The organism is Neptuniibacter sp. 2_MG-2023 (genome assembly GCF_030547495.1).
Taxonomy (GTDB): Bacteria; Pseudomonadota; Gammaproteobacteria; order Pseudomonadales; family Balneatricaceae; genus Neptuniibacter.
In genome coordinates this window covers 176,736-191,709 of the sequence record NZ_JAUOQC010000002.1, presented here as the reverse complement: position 1 = coordinate 191,709, position 14,974 = coordinate 176,736, and the positions used below count along the sequence as shown (strand labels likewise).

Below are 14,974 nucleotides of genomic sequence, written 5' to 3'. Positions count from 1 at the left end.
TTTTCCAGTACAAACTTATTTAACAGAATCGTCCAAGCTATCCAGCATTTTATTAATGCCTTTAAATAACAGCAGAACGATGAAATACCCTAAACACGCCAAGCCTAAAAAAAGCATCAACTGTAAAGGATCATCTGTGCGCTGATAACCGGCAACACCTAATGCGGCGATCACCGCACTAAATACTACCGCAACAATATTAGCTAGACGCTTTGTCTTGTGTATGTCCTTCTGCATCGTCACTTCCATTAATTTCACTTTCGCTATCTTTGCTGACAGCTTCAGTTTGTAGATCTAATTCTTGCGGAACCGGCGACTCTTTTTTGGGTGTACGAGGAGCGGTTTGAGGCTCTTGTAAAAGCTCAGGTTCCGGGTGGATACAGTTTAGCTTAACCCCTGTTTCCGCCTCAATCTCTGGAATAAGGAAGGAATCATCTTCACAGGCAAAACAGATAGAAGCGCCGGCAGCGCCCGCTCGCCCTGTACGCCCAATGCGATGAACATAATCATCAGGATCTTCAGGCAGTTGATAGTTAAAAACATGGGTCACACCATCAATATGAATACCACGCCCAGCCACATCTGTTGCAACCAGTACTTGGATTTTCCCATTACGGAAATCCTCCAAGGTACGCACACGTTTTTGCTGTGGAATTTCACCCGACATCAGCGCCGCTTTAATCCCATCTTTAGATAGTTTTTCGGCTAAGCGACGTGTTTCATCTCGACGGTTACCAAAAACAATAACCTTCTCAGCTTGATCTTTATCCATATAATTCCGTAGTAAACGGTATTTCTGATCCGCCGCCACAAGATATACAGTTTGACTCACATTATCAGTGGTTCTGATCTCTGGAGCGATCTCAATAACTACAGGGTCAAGTGTCCACTGTTCCGCCAGACTCAAGATATCATCGGTAAACGTTGCACTGTAAAGCAATGTCTGACGATCAGTCCCTTTGCGCGGTGTATTACGAACAATAGTACGTACATCAGGGATAAAGCCCATGCTCAGCATACGATCGGCTTCATCAAGAACCAGTATCTCCACATTCCATAGATCTACATCTTTACGGTTTACAAAATCGATCAAACGCCCAGGAGTTGCAACCAGAATATCGACAGGCTTTTTCTTTAGTTTTTGGCGTTGTTTATCGTAATCCATACCTCCGACAAGGCTAACTACATGAAGATCCGTATACTTAGCTAAGTTTTCAGCATCATCAGCGATTTGTAACGCTAACTCACGAGTCGGCGCGACAATTAAAGCCCTTGGCTCACCCTTACGGCGTTTTTCTTCGATTGGGAAATCGATTAAGTCGGTGATAATTCCCAATAGAAAAGCAGCAGTTTTACCTGTACCTGTCTGGGCCTTACCAATTATATCTTTACCATCCAGCGCAGCGGGAATTGTTGCAGCCTGAATCCCTGTACAGTATTCAAAATTAAGATCGGCGATAGCATGAAGAACAGTATCTGGCAGATTAAAATCACAAAAGCGCTGCTTCCCTTCGACCTCAGGGACATTTACTTTATCCGGGCTCCAAGCAGGGTTTTCATTACCCGCCACTTGCTGACGAGCCGATACAGACTTAGATTCAGTCTCATTCTGTTCGTTCATATCCATCGTATTATCTATAGTCAATTCAATATATCCTAAGAAAAATTTCGCCTATACGGCGGTAATGCTGCCAACAACTGCTTACCATAACGACGCGTAATAAAACGCCTATCCAGAAGAGTAATTATACCTTGATCTTTTTCAGTTCTAAGTAACCGGCCAGTCGCCTGAGTAAGACGCATTGAGGCCATAGGTATAACCCACTCAGCAAACGGGTTGCCGCCTTGAGATTCTATCCATTCTGAATATGTGGCATCCACAGGGTCATCAGGCACGCCGAAAGGCAGTTTAGTAATAACCACATGCGTCAAATATTCACCTGGAAGATCTACTCCTTCTGCAAACGAAGCAAGTCCAAAAATAATACTTGGCAGTTCATTATCTATACGTTCACGATGCAGTCGCAAAATCTCATGCTTTGCAAGGTCACCTTGAACCAAAATATTGGCGACCATCTTATCAGGCATCTGCTCAAGAACATACCGCATCTGTCGCCAAGAACTAAATAACACTAAGGTCGATTTTTCGTTTGGCAAAGAAGCCAACAAAATCTCAGCCAATTCGCCATTATGATCATTCGGGTTACTAGGATCAGTACGCATTGCAGGAACCCGTAGCTCAGCAGCCTCATTAAAATTAAACGGACTAGGAAATATAGCGCACGGACTATCTACGGGAATACCTAAATCGGCATACAAACGATCAAAACGCCCTAGTGCTGTTAACGTTGCAGAAGTTACAACAGCACCATAACATTGAGACCAGAGATGCTCCTGAAGTGTCGCAGCAGCAGATACTGGGCTGCTACAACACTCCAGATCTAAACCTTCATTACCATCAACACGCAAGACCCAGCGTGCTGTTGGAAGCCCTCCTTTCTCATCAGGGGACGCATAAGACCGAGCTAAACCAAACATAGCCTGCATTCTTGAAAGAAAAACACCCATTTGCGGGTACCATTTTTCAGCAACGGATCTGTCAATATCAGCCAACTCACCATCCATCGCCTCTTTTAATAGATCGACTATCTGCTCTAATTTTAGTACAACACGTTCGGCTGCCGTAGCAAAGTTATGACAAATAAGTTGCAAAGGCTCAGGAATAACCCCTTGGGCAAACCGATAACGGTCACTTGTCCCCTGAAGTTTATCCATTAATAACTGCTGCAACAGCAATTGCCACTCCTCAAGTGAACGCTCCATATCAGAGAAGGGGTTAGCCATTTTTTCTACATAGCCCTGCAATACTACATGCGCTGATGTGTCATTTAGCAGCTTATTTAATGAACGAGTAACTTTCGCCAACCAGCGCTGACTAGACTTTACACGTAATCTATAGGAAAAATGACCTGTAGTTTTAGTACCAAGATGGTGACCTTCATCAAAAATATAGATCGTATCTTCCGGAGCGGAAAGAATCGCACCACCACCAAGAGAGAGATCCGCTAACACTAAATCATGGTTTGCAACAATCAGATCCCAGCGGTCAAGCTCTTGTCGGGCTTTAAAAAAAGGACAAATTGAAAAATTACTGCACCGCCGATTAGTACACTGCATGTGATCACTGGTGGATAATCGCCAAATAGGATCAGCCACAGTATTTTTTAATCCATCACGATCGCCATCCCACTCTCCAGAGGCATATAAACTCAGCAACTCCTGAACTTGAGCAATATCTGACTGATCAATTTTCTGCGCGACTTCATCTTCATACAACGCGATCTGCCCTAACTCATTTTGCTGTTCTAGTACTTTTTCAGCATTAGAAATACAAAAATAACGACCCCGACCTTTTGCTAAACCGTAAGTAAGACTAACACCCGCCTCCGTCACTAATTGAGGCAGATCTTTCATAATTAACTGTTCTTGCAAGGCTACGGTGGCTGTAGACACAACAACCTTTTTCTTTCGCTGCTGGGCAATGGGAACCGCAGCAAGAAGATAGGCCAAAGTTTTACCCGTGCCCGTTCCTGCCTCAGTCACACTGATATGAGCTCCCCCATTACGCTCCCCCTCACTATTCTGAGAAATAGAGGCCAGCGTACGCGCAATCTCAGCAATCATCATTTTTTGGCCATAACGAGATTGCAAGCCACGGTTACTTAAAAACGTACTATAGGCCTGCTGTATCGACTGTTTAAGTTGCTTATCTAACAAAAGAAGTACCGAGCTCAGGATTGAATGTCTAAGGACAATTCTAACAGCTCACTAGGGATAAAAACAAAAAACACTGTATAAAAAAACATAAGTTTCTTTACAAACACAAAATACTGTATAAAAATACACGTACTGTATAAACAAACAGACAATATTATGAAACTAACTAAACGACAAACTGAAGTTCTAGAATGCATTAAACGCCATATCGGCGAAACGGGTTATCCACCTACCCGTGCTGATATTGCCAAAGATTTAGGCTTTCGATCCGCTAATGCGGCGGAAGAACATATGAAAGCCTTAGCTAAAAAAGGGGCGATTGAAATTATCCCTGGAACCTCAAGAGGCATCAGAGTTCCTGAACTCGAAGCAGACTTAGGTATTCCTATTATAGGCCAAGTGGCGGCGGGTTCTCCCATATTAGCCGAAGAACATGTAGAAGATCACTGCACAATTTCTTCAAACTTTTTCCAACCCAAAGCAGATTATCTGCTTCGAGTAAAAGGTGAAAGTATGAGAAACATTGGAATTATGGATGGCGACCTACTCGCTGTACACCAATGTAATACAGCAAAAGATGGCGAAATTGTCGTTGCAAGAATTGAAGATGAAGTCACGGTTAAGCGTTTTAAGAAAGAGGGAAATATCGTCTATCTTATCGCTGAAAATGAAGAATTTGAACCGATTGTCATTGACTTGAAAGAGCAAGATATCGCGATTGAAGGCTTAAGCGTTGGTGTAATTCGCAGAGGTAACTAAAAATGATGGCACTTCCAGTAAGTACTAAGGCTCCACTTGTTCTTCTAAAAAACAAAGTATCAGCTAAAGTTACATCCCTTCCGGTAACCCCTTCTACAAAATCGGAGTTAGCTGGCAGTGTTACAGAGATTGTAGTGCAAAATAACAACTTCTCTAACATCCCTATGCTCATGCCTCTACTGGCACAACTGAGTCAAGATGATAGATGGTTTGTCTGGATTGCACCCCCTGTACTTTTACCTAAACAGCTTCTAGCTGACGCGGGCATAGATCTAAACAAAGTAATTCTGTTAAACCCAGATAACAAGCACAGCACCTTCGCTTTAGCTAAACAAGCCTTAAGCACAGGCACAAGCCACTCCGTCATTTCATGGCCTGGTTACCTGTCAGAAAGGGAGCTAAATGAGCTAGAAAATGCGGCAAAGCAAGGGCAAAGCCACGGAATAGTTATACGTCGCAGGCAGCATAGCTAAGGCCCTGATAGATAAGAGGGCTTTTGCAATCCAGTTTAATGAATAATAGGTTCTGGCTCTGACTCAGGCTCGGCATTATTATCCAAGTCAAAACCTGATTCGGCAACCATCTGAATACCTGCGGTTAACATGACCCGCGCTACGTCAAGATAGTGCCCATTTAACTTATCTTTCAACTCAGATGAGAAGTTGACCTTAATCATTGGCTCTGCATCACTATCTGCATTCCGTATGGCTAATTCACCATTTTCAAGCTCTATTATTTCTAATACCATTTCCGACGCTATACCTGACACTTACTTTACCACTCCTGCATTCCTTCTCTCAGAGAATCAACTAACTGAGACAAAGCATTAAACCAACCTTCATACTCGACTATAATCGCCTTATCTTCCGCATGATCAGGATTAACCTGCAACACATGGATTTCTGACAAGCTTTTAGTATCGCTAGTAGCCCCTTTCTTATCCGCACCATGCCAACACGCTTCATAAGCACCTATCATCTTATGTAGCCAAGCTGTCGAATCATTCTCTAACACACTTAATTGTTTTAGCTCTGGGCTTTCAACACCCGTAGCTTCAAGCTCAGCAGCTAAAGAGCGGTAACCCTCTAAGGTTTCAGTATCCACTTTATAAACTTCTGCAATTTCACGTAAAAACGCGTCATAGGCTGACATCAAGTGAAAAAGAACAGATTCATTAAATGACTCAATGAGTGCATGTTTATTCCAGCTGGTATCATCTTGAGCTTGCTTTAGTAGCTCAAGATGAATACGTGTGAAACTTAATTTCTGATTAGTCCGTGCTAAATAAATACCGCTCATGGAGTACCCTAACTATTTTTTCGCCTTTTTGCGGGCTTCTTCAACGACCCACTTCCCATCCTGATAGAATGCCCGCCAACCGGTCGCTTTACCATTGACCTCGGTCATGACGTATTGCTCCTTAGTCTTGCGACTATATCGAACAACCGTTAAATTTCCATCAGCATCTTTTTTAGGCGCACTAAACAAAAATTCATATTTAGGATCTATTTCACTTTGGTGCGGCAACAACTCAACAATTTTTGGTGCTCTTGTTTCCCTGTTTCGAGGAAACTGACTGGCAGCAAGAAATAAGCCTGATGCACCATCACGAAGAATATATGTATCCTCAACCTTTTCACAGGCCAATTCTGGCATAGGAACAGGATCCATTTTTGGCGGTGCAGCTTCACCACTTCTTAGCAACTTGCGGGTATTCTTACACTCTGTACAGCCAAAATATTTACCGAACCGACCTGTTTTTAACTGCATTTCAGCCGAGCATTTATCACACTCTAATACAGGCCCGTCATAACCTTTAATTCTATATTCCCCAGCCTCAACCTCAAAGCCAGAACAATCGGGATTATTACCACACACATGAAGCTTACGTTTCTCATCTATTAGATAAGAATCCATCGCCGAACCGCATATACCGCAACGGTGCTTTTTACGTAAAATACGTGATTCTTCTTCCTCATCACCATCAACACTAACGACCTCATCACCAGGGGTTAAGTTAATAGTACATTTACAACGCTCTTTCGGAGGCAAGCTATATCCAGAACACCCGAGAAAAACACCGGTACTCGCCGTACGAATCATCATATGACGACCGCAATCAGGACAGCTAATATCTGTCTCTGTCGGCGTATTGGGTCTCATCCCATGTTCATCACTTTGTGCTTCTTCTAATTTTGCAGAGAAGTCCGCATAAAACTGATCAAGCAATGCTTTCCAATCTGCACTCCCTTCAGCAACGTCATCTAAGCTTTCTTCCATTCGAGCGGTAAAGCTATAATCCATCAGGTCGGCGAAGTTTTCACCTAAACGCTCAACAACAATATCGCCCATTTTCTGCGCATAAAAACGTCGATTCTGCACTTGAACATAACCACGATCTTGGATCGTAGAGATGATCGTCGCATAGGTTGATGGACGACCAATACCTTGTTTTTCTAGCTCTTTTACCAAGCTCGCTTCAGTAAATCGAGGTGCAGGCTTAGTGAAGTGCTGCTTCGGTGTTAACTCAACTAGTGAAAGCATTTCGCCCGCATTAACATCAGGTAAGAGTATATCCTCTTCCCCTTTGCCTTTTGCTGGCATCACTCGTGTATAACCATCAAATTGTAAGATACGGCCTTTAGTCACCAATTCAAATTCTGCAGCGGCAACCGTTACCCGTGTACTCAAAAACTTAGCAGGTGTCATTTGGCATGCGAGAAACTGTCGGCGAATAAGCTCATACAAGCGCTCAGCATCGCGATCCATGCCTTTAAGGGCTGTGGCCTCAACGGTAACATCTGAGGGGCGAATCGCCTCATGAGCCTCTTGTGCTCCCTCTTTGCTGCTGTAACTCAATGGATTCTCCGGCAGATACTTACTACCGAAATTATCACCTATATATTCCCTACAAGCCGCGACAGCCTCTGCACTTAAATTGGTAGAATCAGTACGCATGTAGGTGATGTAGCCCGCCTCATATAGACGCTGAGCCATCATCATGGTTTTCTTCACCCCAAAGCTAAGGCGAGTGCTGGCCGCCTGCTGAAGCGTAGAGGTAATAAAGGGTGCAGAAGGTTTACTCGTTGTAGGTCGATCTTTGCGACTAATGACCTCTAAGGAGGCTGACTGTAAACGCTCTAAATGTGCTTTTGTCTCAGCTTCAGAGCCAGGCCTAAAGGTATCACCGTTAACACGGTTCACCTGTAATTTAAGCGGTGCTTTGCCCTCAGTTAGAACATCGGCCTGCACTTCCCAAAACTCTTCAGGAATAAACGCTCTAATCTCTTTCTCACGTTCAACAACAAGTTTGACCGCAACCGACTGAACACGACCTGCAGACAAACCACGTGCAACTTTCTCCCATAACAAAGGGGACACCATGTAACCAACAACACGGTCAAGAAAGCGGCGCGCTTGCTGGGCATTGACGCGATCCATATCTAATAGGGATGGCTCTTCAAATGCTTCAGTAATTGCTTTTTTGGTAATCTCGTTAAACACCACGCGACGATAACGACTTTCATCGCCACCAATCGCTTCGCGTAGGTGCCATGCAATCGCCTCTCCCTCACGGTCCAAATCGGTCGCGAGATAGATTTCATCGGCATTTTTTGCCAGCCGTTTTAATTCGTCTACGACCTTTTCTTTACCCGGCAAAATTTCGTAGTGAGGCTCCCACCCTTTTTCAGGGTCAATCCCCATGCGCCCGATCAGTTGTTCACGCGCTTTCTTCTTTTTATGCTCAACTTTTGCTTCAGGCGACATTTTACGTGTTAGCGCCGCCAAACGAGCCCTTTCTTTTGGATCGGTCTTTTTAGTGCTACCGCTCGTTGGCAGATCGCGTATATGGCCTACACTGGATTTCACAACAAACTGGTTGCCCAAGTATTTGTTGATAGTCTTCGCTTTAGCAGGTGACTCGACGATAACAAGAGACTTTCCCATAGAGTCCTTCTTTCCTCAGGGCTATATAATTAAGAAGCTATAGTTTAAAAACAGAAAAGGGTTAGAAAGCAAAATTCAACCATGATTTTGTCTTTTAACCTACGACACTGTAAGCAAATCTACAACGCTTCTTTTAAATAACGACATAATAAATAATAATTTGGGTGCATATATAAGTGTTGAGAATGCTGGGGTCAAGCAACAATTGTGATAAAAGTCGACCAATAGACCAACTAGAACTTTACCAATGGAGCCTTAAAGGCCACAATATTCAGCATAATCAACAACATCTCAACTGGCTGAAACAACCTCATGTTAAATGACAATATTCTATTAGTAGTACTGATTGCAGTAGTTGGGTTAGTTGCTATTACCGTTAATTTTGTCATCACTACACGCGAGCAGCAGGAAGAAGCTAAAGAAAAACGCTTAACCTGGCTTAAAGGCCAAGCCGAGCATATTCTGCAAGCACTTGCGGTATTAAGAGAGGCTGATTGTAAGCCCGAAATAGTTCAAAAAATTAATGAGCATGCAACAGCACTTTTAGAAGAAGTCGCTATGCTCGCACCTGATTCCGAGCTTTTCGAAGCATTAACACAACAAAAAGACAGCGCTGACAAAGCGTTCTCATCTCCAGACGTTTTTGACAGTGACCGATCGCTAAAGCGTGCCCAAATCTACATTAATTTTGCAGAAAAACTTATACTTCAACTGGCACGCGGCGGAAAAATAACACGCCCTTTAGCCAGAAGTTATCAACAGGAACTTTATTGGTTACGTATCACCGTCGTAGCAGATGCCCATATTATGCAAGGCGAGCGTTTTAAAAAATCAGATGATTTGATGACAGCACTCTCCCATTATCGCCATGCGAAAGCGCTGCTCGTTCGAGCTAACATTCCAACTCAAAATAAAAAATCCAGAATGGAAGCCGTTGAGAAACTGATTGAAGAGATACAACCCAAAAAACCTAGACCTCAAGGCTCTTTAGCTGAATCATTAGATCGTTTACTTTAGATTTTGGCAAACCGAGAAACCGTCAGGCCATTTTCTAATTTCACCTGCTCAACAAACATATCAAGAGGTCGTATCCACAGGCCCTCATCACCGTAACACTGGCGATAAACAACATGCCATTGCTCTGTCTCAGAGTGTCGAGCTAGGTTAATCACTTCATACTCAGCGCCCTTATAATGCTTATACCGCCCTAATTCGATCTGCACGCTCTAAAACCTCTCTGTCACTAAGCCATCTAATAGCGTTTTAATTTCGTCCAAAGCCTCATCACCGCCCTCTTCATTCCAATATACGCCAGCATGAATAGGCGTAGATTCAAGAGAAAAAATACCGTCAGGTAATTTAGAAATAACCTCTGTTAACTTATCTAACTGTTTTTCAGACAAGGTTCGCTCACCCTCAGACCAACTCCAACCGGATGGGAGACCTATATCAGAAATCGATTCCAGTCTGAAAATTTGCCATGTTTTAAAATGATTTTTCTCTTCCCTATTCAAACCTTCACGAATAACTCGATAAGCCGTTATATCTCGGGATTCCGGCTCCATTTCACCTTTAGCCCGAGGAGCTGTCAGCCTTTCTAACTGAACAAGAAAACCCATTTTCTTAGCTTTCATTCTCAGTGCAGCCTGATACTTCTGTCGTGGCGTAGGCATTACCCACATCATTGAACCAATGAGTGACATCATAATAACGATTATGATCATCCATTTCATGAACGGTACTCCGTTTAAGTGTAAGCAAAGAGGCTTAAAATCAGTTATAAATAAGCGACTTAGGGTTCTGGTATACTTTAGTTAATTGATAAATATCAATGCCATGAAGTTTAACAGAGTACTAAGCCACACGCTCTATGCTAATCTGATTAACAACGAGTGTTGAGCCCTGTAAATAGGCTCAGCATGTGACCGATAAGCACTTCAAGGAAATAATCATGAGTATTTATAAAAGAATTTTGCTCGCTCTGGATCTGTCCACTGAATCGGAACAACTACAAGACAAAGCTCGTGAGATTGCTTCAACAAATCAGGCAGAACTACATATTGTGCATGTAATAGAGCCACTAAGCTTTGCTTACGGCGGTGATGTGCCGATGGATTTAACCTCCATCCAAGAACAACTTGATGAACATGCGAAAAACAAGCTTGAAGCATTCTGTGAATCACTAGGCTACCCTGTTACAACAAAACAAGTAGCAACCGGCCAAACTGAATCTGAGATCCACCGTATTGCTAATGAGCTAGCCATTGATCTAATCATTGTCGGTAGTCACGGCCGCCATGGTATTGCGCTGCTATTAGGCTCTACAGCTAATGGCATTCTGCACGGTGCAACTTGTGATGTACTTGCGATACGTATAAAAGAAGAGGCTGAATAACCTCTCCTTTGTAAGGCTTACCAAGTAGAGAGGAGGCTAGTCCTCCTCCTGCATAGCTTCAAGCTCAACCCAGCGTTCCATCAGTGTTTCCACTACTTGCTCTTGAGCTTGCATTTCCTCAAGTATAGAACTCACTACATCTTGGTTTTGCTGATAAAAATCCGCCTTACCGGTTTGCTCTTGTAGCCCCGCTAATTTCGCCTCAGCAGCTTCCAATAAAGCGGGTAACTCATCAAGTTCTCGCTGCACTTTATAGCTTAATTTTTTCTTTTTAGGTGGTTTTTCAACAACCGGACTACTATCGGCTTTAGAAGGCTTTTTAGGTGTGTTTTTTACCAGACTCGGCCGCTGACGAAGCCAATCTTGATACCCCCCTACATATTCATTTAGCTCGCCATCACCCTCAAAAACCAATGTGCTTGTTACTACATTATCAAGGAATGAACGGTCATGACTTACCAGCAAAATAGTGCCATCAAAATCAAGGATTATCTCTTCTAACAGCTCTAAGGTTTCTATATCTAGATCGTTTGTAGGCTCATCGAGCACCAGTAGATTAGCTGGTTGGCTAAAAAGCTTTGCCAGTAATACTCGGTTAGTCTCACCACCCGATAATGCTTTGACGGGTGTCCTAGCTCGCTCTGGGGCAAACATGAAATCATTTAGATAGCTAATAAGGTGGCGCTGTTTACCATTGATAGTGATGCTCTCGCGCCCTTCAGCAATATTATCCATTACTGTTTTTTCAGGGTCGACTTGGGCACGCAATTGATCAAAATACGCAACTTCAATATTAGTCCCTAATTTAACCTGACCGCTATCTGGCGCTTGTTTACCTAATAACACACCTAACAAACTACTCTTACCCGCACCATTAGGTCCGATTAAGCCAACACGATCACCACGTAAAAGTGTGAAATCAAAATGACTGAAGAGGGTTTTATCATTAAAACCTAAACTAACATCTTTTAACTCAGCAACAATCTTACCGCTACGAGCCGCCTCTTCGAGCGAGAATTTAGCTTTACCACCCCGTTCGCGTCGATCTGAGCGATCATTACGCATTTGTTTCAAGGCACGAACACGCCCTTCATTACGGGTTCGGCGGGCTTTAATCCCCTGCCTGATCCAAGTTTCTTCCTGTGCTAAACGCTTATCAAAGAGTGCATTTTGCTTCTCTTCGTCCTCTAACATCTTCTGTTTAAGTTCCATGTAGGCTGAATAACTACCCGGAAACGAAGATAAATTCCCCCGATCCAATTCAATAATGCGGGTCGCTAATCTATCCACCAATGCTCGGTCATGGGAAATAATTAATAATCCGCCCCTAAACTCAAGCAACTGTTGCTCTAACCACTCAATAGTTTCAATATCCAAATGGTTTGTTGGCTCATCGAGCAGCAACAAATCAGGCTGCTGAACTAGAGCCGCACCTAAAGCCGTTCTACGACGCCAACCACCAGAAAGCTCAGACATTAACTTATCGCCAGGAAGCTCAAGCTGCTCAATAACTCGCTGTACCCTTTGCTCTAGATGCCAACCATCAACCGCTTCAATCTCATGCTGAAGGTGATCAAGCTTGTTCATATCCACTTCTGCAGATGAAGCTAATTCATCATAAGCCTCTCTTAGCTTAAGAATATCTTGCAGCCCCGCCGTCACGACATCTCGAACTAAGCGTTCATCTGCGGCTGGCATAGCTTGGGGAAGTTCAGCGATTCGACAGGTAGGTGCTACCCAGAATTTGCCCCCATCCGCTTTATGATGGCCCGCAACGATTTTGAGCAGTGTGGACTTGCCCGCACCATTTAATCCAACTAAAGCAACCCTTTCTCCGGGATCTATTTGAAAATCAACATTATCTAAAAGAGGGTTCGCGCCAAAGGCGATTGATATTTTATCGAGTCTAATAAGTGGCATGTTTGTTCAGCTTTTGTTCTATGAAGGCGCTATTCTACTGGTTTTTACTAGATATGCATGAAAATGCTGCATTCAGGCAAATTATTATTTAATAATAACCTCAAACTGCCGTATAAATAGGTAACGGAACATCACATAGGGCTTGGTAAATGTATCGTGTTATGCACAAATTCATCGTTTTTTTATGTTTTACACTATTAACTCTTGCAACGACTATCAATGCGTCTACAGAATCGTTACGTAAACAGTTTCTTGAGGCCGAATCACTTTTAAAGCAAAACAAAACAGAAGCGTATGCAAAGCTACGCGCACAACTCGATGAATACCCTCTAGCTCCTTACCTAGACTATCAAGAGATATTAAAAAATCTCACAAACTCAAAACCTGAAAAAATTAATGCGTTTATTGAAAAAAATCATGAGCTACCTATAGCACAGCGACTCAATAAAACCTGGCTCAAACACCTGAACAGACAAAAGGAGTGGAACTCCTATTCTCAGCATTTCAGTCTCCACCCTATAGATCACACCCATTATCAATGTATGCAACTTCAAGCGTTTTTGAATGGGACAGCAAAACAGAAAAAAGAGGCTCTATATAAAGCTAAAGAACTTTGGGTCGTAGGAAAATCTCAGCCAAAGACTTGCGATCCCTTATTTAAAGAGTGGATGGCAACAGGCAGGCCTACATCAAATGAAGCTTTTGAGCGTTTCTGGCTTAGCATCGAAGAAAATAATATTAAACTCGCTCGATATATCGATAAAAAAATCACAAACAAAAAGCAAAAACAACAAATCCAGCAGTTTTGGGCGCTCTATAACAAGCCTGAAAGCATCAGCAAAAAAGCATTATCCCTCCTACCAAAAGAAAATCGAGGCAAAGTTGCAAAGTTAATTTACAAACGCTGGTATCGCACACAACCCATTAGCGCCACCCAAGCTTGGGTAAAAGTGCGAAATAAGCTGATGAGCCAAGAAGAGCAGCTATCTGTTACTGAATATATGGGGATTCGCCTAAATGCTAACTACCATAGTCAAGCGATTAAGTTATCTCATCTACTAGACCCTGAATATAAAATTGAGCCCTTAACTGAAACTCGTATTCGAAATGCACTCGCCAAACAGGATTGGAAGACCGTCCGAATAGGCATCGCACACCTCAGCGAAAAGGGTAAAGCGGACCCAAAATGGCAATACTGGAACTTGATTGCCGAACGAAATTTATCACCCGACAAAAATCAGGCGAAGCAGCAATTAGCGGATCTATCTAAAGATAGGAGCTTTTACGGCTTCCTCGCGGCGGAGCTCAACAAAAGTCCCTTCCAGCTGAATGCCATTGATGAACCTCTCTCATCGGAGCAACTCACTCAGCTATCAAATAAACCGGCAGTAGCTCGAGCCAGAGAGCTGTTTAAATTAGGTCGATTGATAGAAGCTAACCGCGAATGGAATTTAGCCCTATCAAAAATGACACCCGAAGAAAAAAATATCGCTGGCTACTTAGCGAAATCTTGGGGTTGGTACTTACAAGCCATTATTAATGCGGCTAAAACGGAACGCTGGGATCATATCGATTTACGTTTCCCTCAACCTCACAGCAAATTATTCAAAACCCACGCTTTAAAAAATGAGCTGGACCTAAGCTTTCCCATGGCTATAGCCCGTCAAGAAAGTGCATTTCTCTATAATGCACAATCACGTGTAGGGGCCAGAGGACTTATGCAACTTATGCCTAAGACAGCAAAACAAACAGCCCAAAAGCACAAAGTACCCTATAAAAAGACATCTCAGCTTTATGATCCAGAAACGAATATAACCTTGGGCTCTGCTTATTTAGGCGATATGCTAAAACGCTTTGATAATAACCCTGCATTTGCGGCTGCCGCTTACAATGCAGGCCCCCATCGCGTAAAACGGTGGCTCCAACAGCGCGGCGATCTTCCTTTAGATATATGGATCGAAACTATTCCATTCAAAGAAACCCGTAGATATGTACAGAATGTGCTGGCATTTCGAGTTATTTACGATCGTTTAGCAGGACGTGAAGCCAGCCTACTGACAGAAAAACAGATTGAATTATTAGCGTTAAACCAAAACAAAGCGACAGCGCTGTAAAACCGACAAACCATATCCACTAAAATATCTAGCGGTGACAACTTCACCCCTAGATATTTTT

Annotated in this window: 14 protein-coding genes; 5 read left to right on the top strand and 9 right to left on the bottom strand. The window is 43.0% G+C overall.

Going from position 1 to position 14,974, the window contains the following annotated elements; translation table 11 throughout:
- Positions 1-15 precede the first annotated feature (15 nt).
- Genes Q4486_RS03430 through dinG form a run of 3 tightly spaced genes read right to left on the bottom strand, consistent with a single transcriptional unit; the run spans position 16 to position 3,777 of the window.
- Positions 16-237 carry a hypothetical protein gene (locus tag Q4486_RS03430; protein WP_067863927.1) on the bottom strand — a complete coding sequence of 74 codons (222 nt, stop codon included), beginning with the start codon at positions 235-237 and terminating at the stop codon, positions 16-18.
- A complete protein-coding gene (gene rhlB, locus Q4486_RS03425) occupies positions 200-1,645 on the bottom strand; it encodes an ATP-dependent RNA helicase RhlB (RefSeq protein WP_303518295.1) in 1,446 nt (481 codons plus the stop codon). Before rhlB ends, Q4486_RS03430 begins: the two co-directional genes overlap by 38 nt.
- Before the next feature lie 11 nt (positions 1,646-1,656).
- Complete coding sequence (gene dinG, locus Q4486_RS03420) at positions 1,657-3,777, bottom strand: ATP-dependent DNA helicase DinG (RefSeq protein WP_303518292.1); 2,121 nt, start codon at positions 3,775-3,777, stop codon at positions 1,657-1,659.
- A gap of 153 nt (positions 3,778-3,930) precedes the next feature.
- Here dinG and lexA point away from each other — a divergent pair, with 153 nt between their 5' ends.
- The gene (gene lexA, locus Q4486_RS03415) at positions 3,931-4,536 is read left to right on the top strand and encodes a transcriptional repressor LexA (protein WP_303415720.1); all 606 of its coding nucleotides are present in this window, start codon (positions 3,931-3,933) and stop codon (positions 4,534-4,536) included.
- Between the two features lie 2 nt (positions 4,537-4,538).
- The gene (locus Q4486_RS03410; protein WP_303415366.1) at positions 4,539-5,009 is read left to right on the top strand and encodes a cell division inhibitor SulA; all 471 of its coding nucleotides are present in this window, start codon (positions 4,539-4,541) and stop codon (positions 5,007-5,009) included.
- A gap of 35 nt (positions 5,010-5,044) precedes the next feature.
- On the opposite strand, the gene Q4486_RS03405 is transcribed toward Q4486_RS03410, so the two are convergent.
- The 3 genes from Q4486_RS03405 to topA are packed head-to-tail and all read right to left on the bottom strand — an operon-like array spanning position 5,045 to position 8,484.
- Positions 5,045-5,305, bottom strand: coding sequence for a hypothetical protein (locus Q4486_RS03405; RefSeq protein ID WP_303415729.1), 261 nt, complete (start codon positions 5,303-5,305; stop codon positions 5,045-5,047).
- A gap of 5 nt (positions 5,306-5,310) precedes the next feature.
- Positions 5,311-5,835 (bottom strand): DUF6586 family protein, encoded by a 525-nt coding sequence (locus Q4486_RS03400; protein WP_303518290.1) that lies wholly within the window; start codon positions 5,833-5,835, stop codon positions 5,311-5,313.
- A 12-nt stretch (positions 5,836-5,847) separates the two neighbouring features.
- The gene (gene topA / locus Q4486_RS03395) at positions 5,848-8,484 is read right to left on the bottom strand and encodes a type I DNA topoisomerase (protein WP_303518288.1); all 2,637 of its coding nucleotides are present in this window, start codon (positions 8,482-8,484) and stop codon (positions 5,848-5,850) included.
- 312 nt (positions 8,485-8,796) lie between these two features.
- Between topA and Q4486_RS03390 the strand changes: the two genes are divergently transcribed.
- The gene (locus tag Q4486_RS03390) at positions 8,797-9,501 is read left to right on the top strand and encodes a DNA topoisomerase I (RefSeq protein ID WP_303415371.1); all 705 of its coding nucleotides are present in this window, start codon (positions 8,797-8,799) and stop codon (positions 9,499-9,501) included.
- Here Q4486_RS03390 and Q4486_RS03385 read toward each other — a convergent pair.
- Both Q4486_RS03385 and Q4486_RS03380 read right to left on the bottom strand, forming a co-directional pair.
- A complete protein-coding gene (locus tag Q4486_RS03385; RefSeq protein ID WP_303415372.1) occupies positions 9,498-9,707 on the bottom strand; it encodes a DUF1653 domain-containing protein in 210 nt (69 codons plus the stop codon). The two genes, Q4486_RS03390 and Q4486_RS03385, sit on opposite strands and share 4 nt — an antisense overlap.
- Before the next feature lie 3 nt (positions 9,708-9,710).
- On the bottom strand, positions 9,711-10,217 hold the full coding sequence (locus Q4486_RS03380) for a hypothetical protein (RefSeq protein ID WP_303518286.1): 507 nt from the start codon (positions 10,215-10,217) through the stop codon (positions 9,711-9,713).
- A 218-nt stretch (positions 10,218-10,435) separates the two neighbouring features.
- Here Q4486_RS03380 and Q4486_RS03375 point away from each other — a divergent pair, with 218 nt between their 5' ends.
- Entirely contained in the window at positions 10,436-10,879 is a 444-nt protein-coding gene (locus tag Q4486_RS03375; protein ID WP_303415375.1) for a universal stress protein, read from the top strand.
- A 36-nt stretch (positions 10,880-10,915) separates the two neighbouring features.
- Here Q4486_RS03375 and Q4486_RS03370 read toward each other — a convergent pair whose 3' ends face one another.
- Complete coding sequence (locus Q4486_RS03370) at positions 10,916-12,799, bottom strand: ATP-binding cassette domain-containing protein (protein WP_303518285.1); 1,884 nt, start codon at positions 12,797-12,799, stop codon at positions 10,916-10,918.
- Between the two features lie 149 nt (positions 12,800-12,948).
- Here Q4486_RS03370 and Q4486_RS03365 point away from each other — a divergent pair, with 149 nt between their 5' ends.
- Positions 12,949-14,913: a transglycosylase SLT domain-containing protein gene (locus tag Q4486_RS03365; RefSeq protein WP_303518283.1), complete on the top strand. Its 1,965-nt coding sequence runs from the start codon at positions 12,949-12,951 to the stop codon at positions 14,911-14,913.
- The last annotated feature ends 61 nt before the right edge of the window (positions 14,914-14,974 follow it).

Bases quoted from the DNA above. Each gene is read 5' to 3' on its own strand.
- Q4486_RS03430 (WP_067863927.1), bottom strand. From the start codon at position 237: ATGCAGAAGGACATACACAAGACAAAGCGTCTAGCTAATATTGTTGCG.
- Q4486_RS03410 (WP_303415366.1), top strand. From the start codon at position 4,539: ATGATGGCACTTCCAGTAAGTACTAAGGCTCCACTTGTTCTTCTAAAA.
- Q4486_RS03400 (WP_303518290.1), bottom strand. From the start codon at position 5,835: ATGAGCGGTATTTATTTAGCACGGACTAATCAGAAATTAAGTTTCACA.
- topA (WP_303518288.1), bottom strand. From the start codon at position 8,484: ATGGGAAAGTCTCTTGTTATCGTCGAGTCACCTGCTAAAGCGAAGACT.
- Q4486_RS03390 (WP_303415371.1), top strand. From the start codon at position 8,797: ATGTTAAATGACAATATTCTATTAGTAGTACTGATTGCAGTAGTTGGG.
- Q4486_RS03380 (WP_303518286.1), bottom strand. From the start codon at position 10,217: ATGAAATGGATGATCATAATCGTTATTATGATGTCACTCATTGGTTCA.
- Q4486_RS03375 (WP_303415375.1), top strand. From the start codon at position 10,436: ATGAGTATTTATAAAAGAATTTTGCTCGCTCTGGATCTGTCCACTGAA.
- Q4486_RS03370 (WP_303518285.1), bottom strand. From the start codon at position 12,799: ATGCCACTTATTAGACTCGATAAAATATCAATCGCCTTTGGCGCGAAC.
- Q4486_RS03365 (WP_303518283.1), top strand. From the start codon at position 12,949: ATGTATCGTGTTATGCACAAATTCATCGTTTTTTTATGTTTTACACTA.